16 protein-coding genes and 1 tRNA gene are annotated in these 15,232 nt (G+C 66.4%); 6 read left to right on the top strand and 11 right to left on the bottom strand.

What is annotated here, in order from left to right; translation table 11 throughout:
- The first annotated feature begins 16 nt into the window (after nucleotides 1-16).
- Complete coding sequence (locus CH42_RS09510; protein ID WP_053352969.1) at nucleotides 17-499, top strand: pyridoxamine 5'-phosphate oxidase family protein; 483 nt, start codon at nucleotides 17-19, stop codon at nucleotides 497-499.
- A gap of 97 nt (nucleotides 500-596) precedes the next feature.
- Nucleotides 597-1,448 (top strand): pyridoxal kinase PdxY, encoded by an 852-nt coding sequence (gene pdxY, locus CH42_RS09505; RefSeq protein WP_053352968.1) that lies wholly within the window; start codon nucleotides 597-599, stop codon nucleotides 1,446-1,448.
- A gap of 41 nt (nucleotides 1,449-1,489) precedes the next feature.
- On the opposite strand, the gene CH42_RS09500 is transcribed toward pdxY, so the two are convergent.
- Together CH42_RS09500 and CH42_RS09495 are read right to left on the bottom strand one after the other, a co-directional pair.
- A complete protein-coding gene (locus tag CH42_RS09500) occupies nucleotides 1,490-1,861 on the bottom strand; it encodes a fluoride efflux transporter FluC (protein WP_053352967.1) in 372 nt (123 codons plus the stop codon).
- Nucleotides 1,858-2,301 carry a fluoride efflux transporter FluC gene (locus CH42_RS09495; RefSeq protein WP_053352966.1) on the bottom strand — a complete coding sequence of 148 codons (444 nt, stop codon included), beginning with the start codon at nucleotides 2,299-2,301 and terminating at the stop codon, nucleotides 1,858-1,860. The genes CH42_RS09500 and CH42_RS09495 overlap by 4 nt, the downstream gene beginning before the upstream one ends.
- Before the next feature lie 123 nt (nucleotides 2,302-2,424).
- Between CH42_RS09495 and CH42_RS09490 the strand changes: the two genes are divergently transcribed.
- The 4 genes from CH42_RS09490 (at nucleotide 2,425) to CH42_RS09475 (ending at nucleotide 7,087) form a co-directional block, all read left to right on the top strand.
- Nucleotides 2,425-3,396, top strand: a complete 972-nt coding sequence (locus CH42_RS09490) for a metal ABC transporter substrate-binding protein (protein ID WP_053352965.1) — start codon at nucleotides 2,425-2,427, stop codon at nucleotides 3,394-3,396.
- On the top strand, nucleotides 3,393-4,142 hold the full coding sequence (locus CH42_RS09485) for a metal ABC transporter ATP-binding protein (RefSeq protein ID WP_053352964.1): 750 nt from the start codon (nucleotides 3,393-3,395) through the stop codon (nucleotides 4,140-4,142). The genes CH42_RS09490 and CH42_RS09485 overlap by 4 nt, the downstream gene beginning before the upstream one ends.
- On the top strand, nucleotides 4,139-5,020 hold the full coding sequence (locus CH42_RS09480) for a metal ABC transporter permease (RefSeq protein ID WP_053352963.1): 882 nt from the start codon (nucleotides 4,139-4,141) through the stop codon (nucleotides 5,018-5,020). The genes CH42_RS09485 and CH42_RS09480 overlap by 4 nt, the downstream gene beginning before the upstream one ends.
- An 84-nt stretch (nucleotides 5,021-5,104) precedes the next feature.
- On the top strand, nucleotides 5,105-7,087 hold the full coding sequence (locus CH42_RS09475; RefSeq protein ID WP_394325243.1) for an amino acid transporter: 1,983 nt from the start codon (nucleotides 5,105-5,107) through the stop codon (nucleotides 7,085-7,087).
- Between the two features lie 3 nt (nucleotides 7,088-7,090).
- Here CH42_RS09475 and CH42_RS09470 read toward each other — a convergent pair whose 3' ends face one another.
- The 9 genes from CH42_RS09470 to obgE all read right to left on the bottom strand — a co-directional run bounded on the left by CH42_RS09470 (nucleotide 7,091) and on the right by obgE (nucleotide 15,230).
- On the bottom strand, nucleotides 7,091-8,317 hold the full coding sequence (locus tag CH42_RS09470; RefSeq protein WP_053352962.1) for a serine hydrolase domain-containing protein: 1,227 nt from the start codon (nucleotides 8,315-8,317) through the stop codon (nucleotides 7,091-7,093).
- A 140-nt stretch (nucleotides 8,318-8,457) separates the two neighbouring features.
- Nucleotides 8,458-8,533: transfer RNA gene (locus CH42_RS09465), tRNA-Ala, on the bottom strand.
- A gap of 88 nt (nucleotides 8,534-8,621) precedes the next feature.
- Nucleotides 8,622-9,008, bottom strand: coding sequence for a ribosome silencing factor (rsfS, locus tag CH42_RS09460; RefSeq protein ID WP_075205325.1), 387 nt, complete (start codon nucleotides 9,006-9,008; stop codon nucleotides 8,622-8,624).
- 68 nt (nucleotides 9,009-9,076) lie between these two features.
- Nucleotides 9,077-10,783 carry a hypothetical protein gene (locus CH42_RS09455; RefSeq protein ID WP_053352960.1) on the bottom strand — a complete coding sequence of 569 codons (1,707 nt, stop codon included), beginning with the start codon at nucleotides 10,781-10,783 and terminating at the stop codon, nucleotides 9,077-9,079.
- Nucleotides 10,783-11,379 carry a nicotinate-nucleotide adenylyltransferase gene (gene nadD / locus CH42_RS09450; RefSeq protein ID WP_370726576.1) on the bottom strand — a complete coding sequence of 199 codons (597 nt, stop codon included), beginning with the start codon at nucleotides 11,377-11,379 and terminating at the stop codon, nucleotides 10,783-10,785. The genes CH42_RS09455 and nadD overlap by 1 nt, the downstream gene beginning before the upstream one ends.
- A gap of 14 nt (nucleotides 11,380-11,393) precedes the next feature.
- Nucleotides 11,394-11,606, bottom strand: a complete 213-nt coding sequence (locus CH42_RS09445; RefSeq protein ID WP_053352959.1) for a hypothetical protein — start codon at nucleotides 11,604-11,606, stop codon at nucleotides 11,394-11,396.
- A 56-nt stretch (nucleotides 11,607-11,662) separates the two neighbouring features.
- Nucleotides 11,663-12,916, bottom strand: coding sequence for a glutamate-5-semialdehyde dehydrogenase (locus CH42_RS09440; protein ID WP_053352958.1), 1,254 nt, complete (start codon nucleotides 12,914-12,916; stop codon nucleotides 11,663-11,665).
- A 29-nt stretch (nucleotides 12,917-12,945) separates the two neighbouring features.
- Nucleotides 12,946-13,728: a glutamate 5-kinase gene (proB, locus tag CH42_RS09435; protein ID WP_053352957.1), complete on the bottom strand. Its 783-nt coding sequence runs from the start codon at nucleotides 13,726-13,728 to the stop codon at nucleotides 12,946-12,948.
- Nucleotides 13,725-15,230, bottom strand: coding sequence for a GTPase ObgE (gene obgE, locus CH42_RS09430; protein ID WP_053352956.1), 1,506 nt, complete (start codon nucleotides 15,228-15,230; stop codon nucleotides 13,725-13,727). The genes proB and obgE overlap by 4 nt, the downstream gene beginning before the upstream one ends.
- Nucleotides 15,231-15,232 lie beyond the last annotated feature (2 nt).

Raw genomic sequence — 15,232 nt, 5'->3', positions numbered from 1 at the left:
CAGACAAGGAGCACATATGACCCACAGCGAGCTGACCCCGGAAACCGTCATCGATCTCATGCGCGAGGAGCGCTTCGTGATGCTCTCCACCGCGACCGCTGCGGGCAAGATCGTTTCGCATCCGATGACGCCGCAGCAGATCACGGACGACGGCACGGTCTGGTTCTTCATTGGGCTGCAGGGGGATCAAGCGGATGCGATTCGTTCGAACCCTCAGGTGAACCTGGCGTTCGCCGAAACCGGCAGCTGGCTTTCGGTAGCGGGCGAGGCCGCATTCGTCGATGATCGCGCGAAAGCCGCAGAGCTCTGGGACGGCGAGGTCGACGCCTACTTCAAGGGTGGGCTCGACGATCCGAATCTCGGATTATTGCGCGTCTCGGGCGAATCTGCCCAGTACTGGGGCGTGCCCGGAGGCCGCGTGATGGCGGCAGTGAAGATCGCAGCGGCGAAGGTGCTGGGGCAGGAGAGTCCGGGGAAGTCGGGAACGACCGAACTCTAGAAGCAGCCGGCTTGCACCGGTGTCAGCCCACGCCTCTTGGTCCACGGGAACTTCCCACGATTGGTTCACCCATTGAACCAATGACAGGATCGAATCCATGCGCGTTCTCTCGATCCAGTCCTCGGTGTCGTACGGCCACGTCGGTAATTCAGCGGCGGTGTTCCCGCTGCAGCGCATCGGCGTCGAAGTCATGCCGGTGTATACCGTCGCGTTCTCGAACCATACCGGGTACGGCTCGTGGCGCGGCCCGCTGATGTCAGGTGACGACGTTCGCGACATCGTCATCGGCATCGAAGAGCGCGGCGGGCTCGCCGGTGTCGATGCCGTACTCTCGGGCTACCAAGGCGGCGACAGCATCGGTGACGCGATCCTCGACGCCGTCGCCCGGGTGAAGCACCACAGCCCCGATGCCCTGTACGCGTGCGACCCCGTGCTCGGCAATGCAAAATCGGGATGCCACGTGGCGCCCGAGGTGCAACGCTTGATCAAGGACCGCGTCGTCCCGCGCGCCGACCTGATCACCCCGAATCAGTTCGAACTCGGCTTCCTCACCGACACGACACCGGACACGCTCGATTCCACGCTCGATGCGGTCGACCGCGCTCGCGACCTCGGGCCGAGCACCGTACTCGTCACGAGCGTCGATCGCCCGGAACAACCTGCCGACGTCATCGAGATGCTCGCGGTGACGCCCGACGGCGCGTGGATCATCGAAACGCCCCGCATCCCGTTCAAGGTCAACGGTTCGGGCGATGTCACCGCGGCGTTGTTCACGGCGCATGTGCGCCGCAGCGAAGACCCCGCAGACGCGCTCGAACGCACGACCGCCAGCGTCTACGCGCTCCTTGAGCGCACCTACGCGGCCGAATCCCGAGAGCTGCTCCTCGTGGAGTCGCAAGACGCGTACGCGCACCCCGACCTCCGGTTCCGCGCGCGTCAGGTGCGGTAGCTCGCACTTGAACGTGTGACGCTCACCTCATCGCGCACAGTTCAGCGCAGCAGGGCCCCGCATAGCACACCGGCGATGGCCAGTGCCACGGCGACGACGAGCATGCCGACTCCGTTGACCAGTGCCGCGCCCCAGCGACGCGCCATCAGCAGTTGCGCGGTATCGAGGCTCGCCGTGCTGAACGTGGTGTACCCGCCGAGCAGGCCGCTCCCGATGATCGCGGCCAGCGGGTGATCCCACATCATGCCGGTGACGCAGCCGAGTGCGAACGAGCCGGTGAGGTTGATGATGAGAATGCCCCAGGGGTACCGTTCGCGCCACCTCACGGGCACGCTGGTGTCGACGGCGTGGCGCAGCGCTGACCCGACGCCGCCGGCGAGCGCGACGACGACCGCCAGCCACCCCGCGCTCACGAGGCCGCCCCGCCCGTCTGACCTGCGGGCGCGCCACGCGTTGCGAGCGCTCGCCCGGCACCCAGGCCGAGCCCACTCGCGGTCACTCCCCCGATGAGGGTGGTTGCCGCATAGCCGGCAACGACGCCCCACTGGCTGGCGAGGGCGGCCTGCGCAAGATCGGCCGCGAGCAGGCTGTACGTGGTGAAGCCGCCGAGCACGCCCGTGCCGAGCAGCAGGCGCAGCGTGCGCCACCGCCCCGCACTCCCGCGGGAGGTGACGATCGCCACGACCATCCCGAGCAGAAATGCGCCGAACAGATTGATGAGCAGTGTGGCGAGCGGAAACCCATTGGTCGACTCCGGCCCGCCAATCGCCGAGGTGATCCCGTATCGCGCAAGTGTGCCGAGTGCGCCCCCGACGGCGACGACGCCGAGGTCGGGGATCGCGCTGCGAGACATCACGGTGATCGAGTGTACAACTCACTGGCGGTCCTCGCGGATCGAGCGGTAGTGCGCTAACCTGAATTCAAAAGTTCGCCATGCCGAACTTTGACACTTGCACCACCTCACCTTGGGAGTCGCATGACCTCGTTCTCGGGACGCACCTTCGCGCACCGCATCGGCCTGGGCACCGCGGCCCTCGCCATCGTCGCCCTGCTGCTCGCTGGATGCAGTGCGGGATCGCGCGACACCTGGTCGGATGACGACTGGGATGGCGATCCTGACGCCCCCGTCGTCCTCACCACGTTCACGGTGCTCGCCGATATGGCGCGCACCGTCGGCGGCGACCGCATCAACGTGCGCTCCATTACCAAGACCGGCGCCGAGATCCATGGGTACGAACCGACGCCGCTCGACGTGGCGAAGGCATCCGAGGCCGATCTGATCCTCGACAATGGCTTCGGGCTCGAGGCCTGGTTCTCCCGGTTCGTCGCGCAGGCCGACGTGCCGCACGTCGTCGTCTCCGACGGCATCGAGCCCATCGACATCGCCGGCGATGCCTACGCGGGCAAGCCGAATCCCCACGCCTGGATGAGCCCCACGAACGCGCAGATCTATGTCGAGAACATCGTTGCCGCCTTCAGCGACCTCGACCCCGCGCACGCCGACGAGTTTGCCGCGAACGGCGCCGCCTATCGCGGGCAGCTGCAGGCGGTGCAGGATCGCCTGAGCGACGCAGTGGCGGATCTCCCTGAGGCACAGCGCGCGCTCGTGACCTGCGAAGGCGCATTCTCGTACCTCGCGCGCGACGCCGGACTCACCGAGCAGTACATCTGGCCGGTGAACGCCGAACAACAGGCGACGCCCCAGCAGATCGCCGGCACGATCGAATTCGTGCGCACGCATGATGTACCGGCAGTGTTCTGCGAGTCGACGGTCTCCGATCGCCCCATGCAGCAGGTGGTGACGAGCACCGACGCCCGCTTCGGTGGCACGCTGTACGTCGACTCGCTCTCGCTTCCCGACGGCCCGGTTCCCACCTACCTCGACCTCCTCACCTACGACGCCGACACCATTGCCGCCGCACTGCACGGCACGAAGGGATCCGCATGACCAGCTCCCCCGCGATCTCCGTCGATCGCGTCACCGTGCGCTACGGCGACGTACTCGCGCTCGACGCGGCGACGCTCGACGTGCCTGCCGGGGGTGTGACCGGGCTCATCGGCATGAACGGCTCCGGCAAGTCGACGCTGTTCAAAACCATCATGGGTGGGATTCGCCCCGAGCAGGGCACGGCTCGCCTCGCCGGACTCGCCCCAGCTGTCGCCCGGAAGCGCGGCATCGTCGCCTACGTGCCGCAAAGCGAGGACGTGGACTGGGCGTTTCCGGTGTCCGTCGCCGACGTCGTCATGATGGGCCGCTACGGCTCACTCGGGGCGACGCGTCGCGCTCGGGCGAGCGATCGCCGCGCGGTCGCCGACGCGCTCGAACGCGTCGACCTCGGCGACCTGGCCGAACGGCAGATCGGCAAGTTGTCGGGAGGGCAGAAGAAGCGCGCGTTCGTGGCGCGCTGCATCGCACAGGACGCCGAGATCCTGCTGCTCGACGAGCCGTTCTCCGGAGTCGATCAGCGCAGTGAGGCGACCATCGTCAGGCTGCTGCGCGAACTGGCCGAAACCGGGCGCACGGTGCTCGTGTCGACTCACGACCTGCACGCACTACCCGCACTCGCCGACGACGCCGCCCTGCTGCTGCGCCGCGTGCTCTTCCACGGCGCGGTCGCCGACGCACTCGATCCCCCGCAACTCGCACGCGCCTTCGGGCTCGGCGACGTCACGTCTCCGGAGGCCGCCGCATGAACCCACTCGATTACCTGCTCGAACCGCTCCAATACGACTTCATGATTCGTGCGCTCATCACCACCGTCATCGCCGCAGTCGTCTGCGCGCTGCTGTCGTGCTGGCTCGTGCTCACCGGCTGGTCGCTCATGGGCGATGCGGTGTCGCACGCCGTGCTCCCCGGCGTGGTGCTCGCCTACCTGGTCGGCGCCCCGTTCGCCCTCGGAGCACTCATCTTTGGGTTCCTCGCCGTCGCACTCATCGGCGCCATCCGGGACACGAGTCGTGTGAAAGAAGACGCGGCGATCGGCATTGTCTTCACCACCCTGTTCGCGCTCGGCCTCGTACTCATCTCGGTGATCCCGAGTCAGACCGATCTGAGTCACATCGTCTTCGGCAACATTCTCGGCGTCTCCGATGGCGACCTCCTGCAGATCGGCGTGCTGGCAGCGATTGCGTTCGCGATCCTCATCATCAAACGACGCGACCTGACGCTCTTCGCATTCGACCCCATCCACGCGCACGCCATCGGCCTCAATCCGCGAGCCCTCGGCGCACTCCTGCTGGGCCTGCTCGCGCTCACCGCAGTCGTCGCACTCCAAGTCGTCGGGGTGATCCTCGTCGTCGCGATGCTCATCATCCCGGGGGCCACCGCGTATCTCCTCACCGACCGATTCGGGCGCATGCTCGTCATCGCGCCGATCCTCTCGGCGGCCTGCTCCGTCATCGGCATCCTCGTGAGCTACTGGCTCGACGCCGCCTCCGGTGGTCTCGTGATTCTCGTGCAGGGCGCCGCGTTCACTCTCGTGTATCTGTTCAGCCCGCGTCAGGGCGTGCTCATCCGCGCGCTGACGCGTCGAGCACGTTCCGCCCGTGGCCAGCGTGCTGCCGCCGCGTAAGGACTCCGTATGCAGGGGCTCTCGCCCCGTATGGAAACCGTAAGGATCTTCCACCCGGCACCCCTCGGGGTGTTCGATAGTGGCATGCACACCTTCGCAAACGCATCATCGCTCGAAGCCCCCACCCTGGGCGCTCCGCAGCGCGATGCGCGAACTCGCCTGCGTCGCTGGCTCCTCGCCGACACCACGGTCTCCCCCGGACAGCAACCAGGCCCGCATGGCCGCCCCGACCAGCACCAGCGCACCCACTGGCTGCGCGTCATGTGCCTCACCGGGCTCGACTACTTCTCAACGCTCGGCTACCAACCCGCCATCGCCGCGCTCGCCGCAGGGGCCGTGGCGCCGCTCGCCACCATCATCCTGGTCGCGGTCACGCTTGCGGGCGCGCTCCCCGTCTATCGCCGGGTCGCGGAGGAGAGCCCGCACGGCACCGGATCGATCTCCATGCTCGCGAAGCTGCTGCCGCGGTGGGGCAGCAAGCTGACCGTGCTCGCCCTGCTCGGGTTCGCCGCAACCGACTTCATGATCACAATGACCCTGTCGGCCGCCGATGCCACGGCGCACCTGGTGGAGAACCCGTTCGCACCCGAGGCACTCCACGGTCAAGAGATCGTGATCACGCTCGCGCTGCTCGCCGGCCTCGGCATCGTCTTCCTACGCGGATTCCGCGAAGCGATCCGGCTCGCCACCGTGCTCGTCGGCGCGTTTCTCATCGTGAACGTGGTGGTCATCGTCGTCGCGATCGTGCAACTCATCGCGCACCCGGTCATGCTCGGCGACTGGTGGAGCGTGCTCACCACGCAGCACGGCAACCCGCTCTTCGTTGTCGCGGTAGCGCTGGTCGTCTTCCCGAAACTCGCTCTCGGCCTGTCCGGATTCGAGACCGGCGTGGCCGTGATGCCGCAGATCAAGGGCGACCCCGGCGACACCGAACTGCAACCGACCGGCCGCATTCGCGGCGCCAAGCGATTGCTGACGACGTCAGCGCTGATCATGAGCGGATTCTTGATCACCTCATCGATCACGACCGTCGCACTCATTCCCGCTGCGGAGTTTCAACCGGGCGGTGCGGCGAACGGGCGCGCACTGGCGTACCTCGCCCACACGTACCTCGGCGAGGGGTTCGGCACGGCATACGATCTGATCACGATCGCGATCCTCTGGTTCGCCGGCGCTTCGGCGATGGCCGGCCTGCTCAACCTCGTTCCCCGCTACCTGCCGCACTACGGCATGGCACCGGCTTGGGCGCGAGCAACCCGCCCGCTCGTGCTCGTATTCACGGCGGTCGCATTCTTCATCACCGTGATCTTCGAGGCGAGCGTCGACGCGCAGGGCGGCGCCTACGCCACTGGCGTGCTCGTGCTGATCACCTCGGCCGCCATCGCCGTGACGCTCGCCGCACGCCGTCGCTCGCAACGCGGGGCGACTACCGGGTTCGGCATCGTTTCGGTGGTGTTCGTCTATACGACCATCGCCAACATCATCGAACGGCCCGACGGCATCAAGATCGCCGCCTGCTTCATCGTGGGCATCATCGTCGTCAGCTTCTTCTCACGAGTGAAGCGGTCGACCGAACTCCGCGCGACCGCGGTACGCCTCACCCCGAGCGCGCAGGCGTTCATCGATCAGGCGCCGGGCGGCATCGTGCGACTCATCGCGCATGAACCCAACGACCTCAGCGCCGAACGGTACCGCGCAAAGCTCGAACACGCGCGCGTGGCGCACCGACTCCCCGACGACGACGTCTTGTTCATCGAGATCGTGGTCTCGGACAGCTCGGATTTCGAGAACGAACTGCTCGTCGAGGGGGTCGAGCGGCACGGCTACCGCATTCTTACCGTGCACGGCAGTACGGTGCCGAACGGCATTGCGGCCGTCGCGTTGCACCTGCGGCAGGATCTGCGCTGCACCCCCCACATCTTCTTCCGGTGGACCGAGGGCAATCCGCTCGCCAACCTGCTGCGATTCCTGCTCTTCGGCGAGGGAGAGATCGCTCCGATGACGCGCGAGGTGCTTCGGGAGGCCGAACCCGACCTCACACGCCGCCCCTGGGTGCACGTGTCGTAGGCGCTACTCCTGCGACTCGACGACCTTCGCCAGTGCACGGAAGGCGGCATCGGCCGGATGCCCGGCATCCACGTTGGAGGCGTTCATGTAGACGACGATGCTGGCATTTAGATCGGGGTTGAAGAATGTTGCCGCGGTGAACCCCAGGCCTTCGCCGTTATGCCCCCACCAATCACCGGTGTGCCCCATGCCGGTGCCGTAGGTGTCGTACGGCGGCTTCGGGATCGCATGCCCGTCACGGCGCAGCTCCTGCGTGGCGGGGTCGAGCAGTGCGCCGCTCCCAAGCGTCTGAGCCCACACGCGACCGTCGTCGAGCGTCGAGAACAACGCACCGGCCGCGCCGAGAATCGACGGCGTCTCGTCCTGCGGCTCAAGGCCATCCGCTTTCGGGATGTACCCGGTCGCGTGCGGAGCAGCCCAGTCATCGCCGCTCCCCAGGTACGTCGTACCGCTCTGCTCGAGCGGCGACAAGATCATCTCATTCAGCGCCTCTGCGTACGGCTTGCCCGTGACCTTCTCGACGACGGCGCCGAGCAGATTCGTGTTCGCGTTGGTGTACAGGTACTCCGAGCCGGGCTCGAACTGCGCCGGTTGGTCGATCACGAAGGCGTTCAGTTCATCGATCGTGTACACGTGGTCAGGGTGCGTCGCGAAGTCGGCGACGAACGCGTCGTTCACGTAGTCGGCGTTGCCGCTCGACATGTTCGCGAGCTCGAGCAGCGTGATGCGGTCGCCATTCGTCACCCCGTCGACGTACTGATCAATCGTGTCGTCGAGGTTCAGCTTGCCGGCGTCCGCGAGCTGCAGAATGAGGGTGACCGTGTATGACTTCGTGATGCTCCGGATCGGCCACACCATGTCCGTGCTGACGGGCGACTTCGCATCGACGTCGGCGACCCCGCTCGCCGCCGTCCACGAGCCCTCTCCGTCGATCCACACCCCGGCCGCCGCGCCGGGCACCCCGTACTGCTGCATCGTCGCCTCCAGTGCGGCTTCCAGTTGCTGCTGCAGAGACGTGGGCAGCTCGCCCTCGGGTGCCGCCGGGCGCTCGACCGCCGCGCTGCTGCTTCCGGTTTCGGCGACTGCATCGCCAGCACCGCTCTGCGGCGCGCTCGACCCGTTCCCGCAGGCGACAAGCGTCGCGGCAATGACGAGAGCGGGGATCGCACGCGCGGCCCGGCGGACTGAGCGCGAGTGCAAGGTCTTGCGCGGGTGCGGGTGCAGCGTCATTGTGAGTCTCCCCAAGCATCACACGTGATTCCCATGACCACGTTATGCGTCAAGTGTGAGTGAGCCTTCGCGAGAGGGCAAGCATCGATTCGACAACGCCCCGAAAAACACGAATGCCCCGCCGAAGCGGGGCATTCATTTGGTGGATCTAAGGGGACTCGAACCCCTGACCCCCTGCATGCCATGCAGGTGCGCTACCAGCTGCGCCATAGACCCGTGGAAGTCGAGCGAATGCTCGCTCGACAACTCTTTTACTTTACCGCATGTGACCGGGAGGTAGCCAAATCGGGCGTTCCCGGGCGCGTCACGACTCGGCGCCGACGGTGCCCGCGTCAGACTCCCGAGCCGGCAGCATCTCGGCCGTGTCGATGAGCGGCGCGTCTTGCCACAGCTTCTCAAGCTGGTAGAAGTCGCGCTCCTCGCGATGGAAGACGTGCACGATCAAGTCGCCGAAATCGAGCAGCACCCACCGTCCGCTTTCACGGCCCTCACGGCGCACGGTGCGCACGCCGGAATCATTGAGTGCGTCCTCGATGCCGTCGGAGATCGCTTGCACGTTGCGCTCCACGGCGCCCGTGACGATCAGGAAGACATCGGCGAGGCCGAATTGCTCGGTCACTTCGAGTGCGACCGGTGCCGTCGCACCCTTCTCGTCGGCGGCGATCACGGCCGTGCGCACATCGGCGCGCACGTCCCGGGTCTGAGCAGCTGCTGCGTTCAGTTCATTTCCTTCGTTCAGAAGTGGTCAGATTCGGCGATTCAGCCGAAGAATCCGTTGCTCGCGCCCCACGCACCCAGTGCGACGACCACGATCAGCAGTCCGCCGCCGGTCAGCGACAGGATGAGCGGGAGCTTGCTCTTCTCGCGCGCGGGCTTCGCGACGACCGGCATACCCGAATCGACGCGCGCGCTCACCGCGTGACGCGCCGACACCGGCGCGGGGCCGCTGCCGTCTCCCGACGGCTCGCTGAGCTGGTCACCGGTGATCGGGTCCATCTCGATCGAATCGTGAATCGCGGAGTGGCCACCGGTCTCGCCGAGCGACTTCGGCAGGTGCAGTGAGCCCGTGACGTACAGGTCACCGGTTGCACCGAGCGGGCCGGTAAGTCCACCCGTATCCTCCGGCATCGTCGGCAGGATCAGCGCCGAGGTGCCGGTGCCGCCCGTCGACCCCTCCTGCGCAACCGCGCGAGAGATAAGGTCATCGAAATCGCCGCCCGGCTGCGTGCCCGGAGTCGGGAACTGCCGCGAAGCGGGGTCATCAAAGACAGAGCGCCACTCTTCTGGCGGTGCGATATCCGGGAACGAATAGCTGGACTTCTGCTCGGGGCTGCTGGGGGCGGCCTGAGGCTCTGTCTGCTTCGGCGCGACAGCTGCCGCCTGCGTGGGCAGGGCGACCGTCTCTGCGGCCGGAACAACCGGAAGATCGTCTGCGGGCTCACGAGGCGGAACCACCTCAGGGATCGACTCCGGCGCCGCTTCCGAAACTGCTCGCATCGCATCGCTATCGATGACTGCGGTCGGCGCAGCGGCATCGGCCGGTGACGCCGCGGACACATCCGCATCACGCACCGCAGCATTCTCCGCTTCGGCCTCCGATGCAGCGCTCGCCTCGGGAGCTGACTCCGCGGACGCCTCGCTCGCAGGGTGCAGCGGCTCGGCGGGTGCGGTCTCCGCAGACTCCGCAGGCACAGCCTCGGGGGTCGGCTCGGCGTCATCGGCTTTGGCGCGCTGCCAAGGGAAGCGTCGCTTCGACTTCGCGGGCTCACTCGCCGGTTCGGTGGGGGCCGCTGACTCGTCGGCGGGTTGAGCAGGCTCATCTGAAGGAAGCATGTCTTCCGCAGCAGCATTCGCTGCGGATTCAGCCTCGCGCAGCTCTTCAACGGTGAAGGGCTCGGTCGGCGGGGAAATCAGTGAATCGAAATCGACCTCGGGTGCGGCTGACGGCGTAGCGGCACCATCGACCGACGGTGCGGAGTCGGCACCGTTTTCGCCATCTGCAATGGCGGGTTCGGCGATCTCGGGTGCAGCGCTGGTGTCGGCAACGGCAGGCTCCTCTGCCGCAGCGGGTTCCGGTTCGACCGGAACCGTGGGCACGACAGTCTCGACCTGGGCCGGCTCAGCGCTCGACGCGTTCTCGGGCTGGGCCGCAGCACGCTCCGCGAGCGCGGCTTCGCGCAACTGGCGCAGCTCGCGACGACTGCGTGGGGTGCCGTCGGGGTTCACGGGCGAGATCTCAATGTCGCCCGTTGCGGGGTCCGCCTGCGCGCCCGGCGCCGAATCTGTCGGCGCGTTCGGCACCGATGCCTGCGTCGCCGGGGCATCACCCGTCGGCTCTGGTTCGACGGCGGCCGGGGCGGAAGTTCCGGGCACGGCCTCAGCGAGGTCCATGGCGCCGGTCTCCCCCAGCTCCCGCATGCGCCGCTCTCGGCGGGTCAGCGGTCGTTGTTCGTCCTGCTCACTCATCACTCTGTCGCTTCCTCGGTGTAAAGCCCGTGCTTCGCAATGTACTGCACGACACCGTCAGGAACGAGGTACCACACCGGATAACCTCGTGCGACTCGGCCTCGGCAGTCTGTCGACGAGATCGCGAGCGCGGGAACTTCCAACAAGCTTACGTGTTCTGATGACAATCCTGAAAGCGAGAGCTCATGCCCCGGGCGAGAGACCGCGATGAAATGTGCGAAATCCCACAGGTGATCCGCGTCTTTCCACCCCAGGATCTGCTCGACGGCGTCCGCGCCCGAGATGAAGAAGAGCTCATCGTCAGGCATCTGCTCATGCAGATCGCGCAGCGTATCGACCGTATAGGTCGGGCCAGCGCGGTCGACATCGACTCGACTCACGGTGAATCGCGGATTCGAAGCGGTAGCGATCACCGTCATCAAATACCGGTGCTCACTCGGCGATACGTTCTCTTTCTGCCACGGTCGCCCCGTCGGCACGAAGATCACTTCATCGAGATTGAAGCTCTGCGCGACCTCGCTAGCCGCGACCAGGTGACCGTGATGAATGGGATCGAACGTACCGCCCATCACCCCGATGCGACGCGGATTCGACACGTCGACTCGTTCGATTAGTGGTGCGAGTCCGAACCGTGCTCGCGTGCGTAGGCCTCGGCCTTCGCGGCGTGACGATTCGCGACGTCGCGGAACGAGAAGACGACACCGGCGAACACCGTGAAGATCGCGAAAGCGATGATGCCGTAGACGATCGCCGGGAACGGCAGCTCGTTGACGACGTGGTGCCCCTCTTCGGCGGCGACTGCGATCGTGGCAAGAAGTGACATGGGGTCCCCTGCATTCATAACGGTTGGGTGGTACCGATCCAGTGTATCGGTTCAGATCAACGAATCTGGCCAGCGCCGCGCACCAGCCATTTCGTGCTCGTGAGTTCGGGGAGGCCCATCGGACCCCGTGCGTGGAGCTTCTGAGTGGAGATGCCGACCTCGGCACCGAACCCGAACTCTCCGCCGTCGGTGAACCGCGTCGACGCGTTCACCATCACCGCCGCAGAATCAACTTCGGCGAGAAAGCGTTCGGCATTGACGTAGTCGCTCGTGACGATGGACTCCGTGTGACGGGTCGAGTACCGGTCGATGTGCGCAATCGCCTCGTCGAGCGAGTCGACAACCCTGATGCCCATCTCCAGCGCCAAATGCTCAGTCTCCCAGGTCTCTGCCGTCGCAGCGGCAAGATCGCTACTCACGGCCTGCGCTGCCGGGTCACCCCAGAGTTCGACGTCCGCGGCACGGAGTGCAGCGACCAGACGCGGCAGCAGGCGAGGTGCTGCGTCACGATGCACGAGGAGCGTCTCGGCTGCGTTGCACACGCTCGGCCGGTGCGTCTTCGCATTGAGCACGATGGCTTCCGCCATCTCGGCGTCTGCCGTGGCGTCGACGAACACGTGCACGATACCCGAGCCGGTTTCGATCACGGGCACCGTCGATTCCTTCACCACCGTCGAGATGAGCCCGGCACTGCCGCGGGGAATGAGCACGTCGACATATCCGCGCGCCCGCATCAAGCGGCCCGCCCCCTCTCGCCCGAACGGGTCGATCGTCTGCACCGCGTCGCCCGCGAGCCCCGCACTCGACACGGCTTCCTGAATCACCCCGACCAGCACACCGTTCGTGTGCTCGGCGGCGCTGCCACCTCTTAGCACGACGCCGTTTCCGCTCTTCAGCGCCAGCGCAGCGATATCCACGGTCACATTGGGTCGGGCTTCGTAGATCGCGCCGATGACACCGAACGGCACGCGCACCTGACTGATACCGATGCCGTTGGCCAGCGTGCTCCCGCGCACGACCTCACCGATCGGATCGGGAAGCGCAATGACATCGCGAACCGCCGCTGCGAGCCCGCGCACGCGCTCCGCGTCGAGTCGCAGCCGGTCGAGCAGGCCGACACCGATCTGCTGCTCCCGCCCGCGCGCCAGGTCTCGCTCATTGGCCTCCACGATCTGTGGAATCGAGCCTTCGAGGCGATCAGCGATCGCGGCGAGTGCCGCGTTCTTCTGAGCCGTGGTGGCGGTCGCGAGCGTGCGCGCCGCGGTGCGAGCGAGCGACAGGCGCTCGAGGAAGGCATCTCCTGCAGACATGAGATTCAGCCTAGTGCGTTCCGGGCGGGTCAGCCGCCCGTGGGGCGCGCCTCGAACCGCGTGCCGTGATCCGCACCGTCGAGCACCGCCGAGAGCAACCGCGTCTCGGTGAGCAACACCGTCGCGCCGGCGTCGGCAGCGAGTCGTGCCGCCTGCACCTTCGTCGCCGCGCCGCCAGTGCCCCATCCCGACTGGCTTTCGCCGATCTCGATGCCCGCCAGAGGATCCCCGTACGCGACCTCGGCAATGCGCTTCGCTCCGACGATCATCGGCGGCGCCGTATAGAGCGCGTCGACATCGGAAAGCAGCACCAGACGATCAGCATCGACCAGCCGGGCGACCAGTGCCGCAAGGCGATCGTTGTCGCCGAAGCGGATCTCGTGCGTCGCGACCGTATCGTTCTCATTGATGATGGGCAGGATCCCGAGCTGCAACAAGCGTTCGATCGCTCGACGGGCGTTGCCGCGATGCGTCGGGTTCTCAATATCGTGCGCGGTGAGCAGCACCTGACCGGCGATGATCTCGTGAGTCGTCAGCGCTCGCTGATAGCGATTGACGAGAATGTTCTGGCCGACCGCCGCCGCGGCCTGCTGCGTGGCAAGATCTTCGGGCCGCTCATCGAGATTGAGAAACGGGACCCCCGTCGCGATCGCACCGCTCGAAACGAGAATCACCTGCGCACCACCGGCGTGCAGTCGGGCGAGTGACGCGACCAGATCAGGGATCTGCGCCGCGTTGTCGCCGCTCACCGACGAGGAACCGACTTTGACGACGACGCGCCGCGCCGCGAGCAGGTCGGCCCCGTGGGTCACGATTCGTCCTTCCAGAGCCCCGCCTCGCGTTCGCGATCGAGCTCGGCACGAGCTTCGGCCTTCGCGTCCATCATCCCGTGATATTCAACGCGACGTTCTTTGTTCGTGCGACGGTCATTCTGGTCGACGCGCAGGTCGGTTCCACGGGCACCCATCTGCACCTCAGCAGCGCTGGTGACGGTTGGCTCCCAATCGAACACGACCCCGGATCCCGGGCCGATCACCACGGTAGACCCCGCAGTGGCGCCTGCCTTCACGAGGGCGTCTTCGATGCCGATCTTCTGCAGACGATCGGCGAGGTATCCAACTGCCTCATCGTTCTTGAAGTCGGTCTGCGCCACCCAGCGCTCGGGCTTCGCACCTAGGATGCGGTACAGCGTGCCGTAACTTCCGCCCTCCGTCACCACGCGATAGCCGCCATCGTTGACGGCCTTCGGCTGCAGCACGATGCGCGGTTGCACCGGCTCGGACGCAATACGCCGCTGGCGATCCTGGTCCACAAGTTCACCGAGCGCAAAGCCGAGCTCGCGCAGCCCCTCGTGCGACACCGTCGAAATCTCGAAAACCCGATACCCCTGAGCTTCAAGATCGCCGCGCACGAAGTCCGCGAGCTCACGCCCCTCAGGTACATCGATCTTGTTCAGCGCGATGAGCTGGGGGCGCTCGAGCAGCGGAGTCTGCCCCTCAGGCACCGGGTACGCGGCGAGTTCTGCCTTGATGATCTCAAGATCGGAAATCGGGTCGCGGCCGGGTTCGAGCGTCGCGCAGTCGAGCACGTGCAGCAGCGCGCTGCAACGCTCGACATGGCGAAGGAAGTCGAGCCCCAGGCCTTTGCCCTCGCTCGCGCCCTCGATCAATCCAGGGACGTCGGCGACGGTGAAGCGATGGTCACCCGACTGCACCACACCGAGGTTGGGGTGCAGGGTGGTGAACGGGTAGTCTGCGATCTTCGGCTTCGCCGCGCTCATCGCCGCGATCAAGCTGGACTTGCCGGCCGACGGGTACCCCACGAAGGCGACATCGGCGATGGTCTTGAGCTCAAGGGTGAGCGATCCCGCCCATCCTTCGGTGCCGAGCAGCGCGAATCCAGGGGCCTTGCGCTTCGTGCTCGCAAGTGCGTTATTGCCCAGACCGCCAACACCGCCCTGTGCGGCGACATAGCGCGCACCCGCCTCGGTGAGGTCGATCAGGGTCTCCCCTGCCTCATTCTTGACCACCGTGCCGACCGGCACCGGAAGCAGCAGCTCGGCACCGTTCGTTCCATCGCGATAATCGCCGGCACCGAATCCGCCGTTCTCGGCAGTGCGGTGCGGTCGACGATGATACTCGAGCAGCGTCGTCACTTGCGGGTCGGCGACGAGCACAACGTCTCCGCCGTGTCCGCCGGCACCACCGTCTGGGCCGGCGAGCGGCTTGAACTTCTCACGACGGATCGACACGCAGCCGTTCCCACCGCGCCCGGACTGAATGTGCACCTGCACCTGATCGACGAACGTGACCATAC

The organism is Leucobacter musarum subsp. musarum (genome assembly GCF_001273845.1).
GTDB lineage: Bacteria > Actinomycetota > Actinomycetes > Actinomycetales > Microbacteriaceae > Leucobacter > Leucobacter musarum.
The sequence above is the reverse complement of the archived record's forward strand: the minus strand, read 5'-3'. Positions and strand labels throughout refer to the sequence as shown.

Coding starts and splice junctions, on each gene's coding strand:
- CH42_RS09510 (WP_053352969.1), top strand. CDS start 17: ATGACCCACAGCGAGCTGACCCCGGAAACCGTCATCGATCTCATGCGC.
- pdxY (WP_053352968.1), top strand. CDS start 597: ATGCGCGTTCTCTCGATCCAGTCCTCGGTGTCGTACGGCCACGTCGGT.
- CH42_RS09495 (WP_053352966.1), bottom strand. CDS start 2,301: ATGTCTCGCAGCGCGATCCCCGACCTCGGCGTCGTCGCCGTCGGGGGC.
- CH42_RS09490 (WP_053352965.1), top strand. CDS start 2,425: ATGACCTCGTTCTCGGGACGCACCTTCGCGCACCGCATCGGCCTGGGC.
- CH42_RS09485 (WP_053352964.1), top strand. CDS start 3,393: ATGACCAGCTCCCCCGCGATCTCCGTCGATCGCGTCACCGTGCGCTAC.
- CH42_RS09480 (WP_053352963.1), top strand. CDS start 4,139: ATGAACCCACTCGATTACCTGCTCGAACCGCTCCAATACGACTTCATG.
- CH42_RS09475 (WP_394325243.1), top strand. CDS start 5,105: ATGCACACCTTCGCAAACGCATCATCGCTCGAAGCCCCCACCCTGGGC.
- CH42_RS09470 (WP_053352962.1), bottom strand. CDS start 8,317: ATGACGCTGCACCCGCACCCGCGCAAGACCTTGCACTCGCGCTCAGTC.
- CH42_RS09455 (WP_053352960.1), bottom strand. CDS start 10,783: ATGAGTGAGCAGGACGAACAACGACCGCTGACCCGCCGAGAGCGGCGC.
- CH42_RS09445 (WP_053352959.1), bottom strand. CDS start 11,606: ATGTCACTTCTTGCCACGATCGCAGTCGCCGCCGAAGAGGGGCACCAC.
- CH42_RS09440 (WP_053352958.1), bottom strand. CDS start 12,916: ATGTCTGCAGGAGATGCCTTCCTCGAGCGCCTGTCGCTCGCTCGCACC.
- obgE (WP_053352956.1), bottom strand. CDS start 15,230: ATGGTCACGTTCGTCGATCAGGTGCAGGTGCACATTCAGTCCGGGCGC.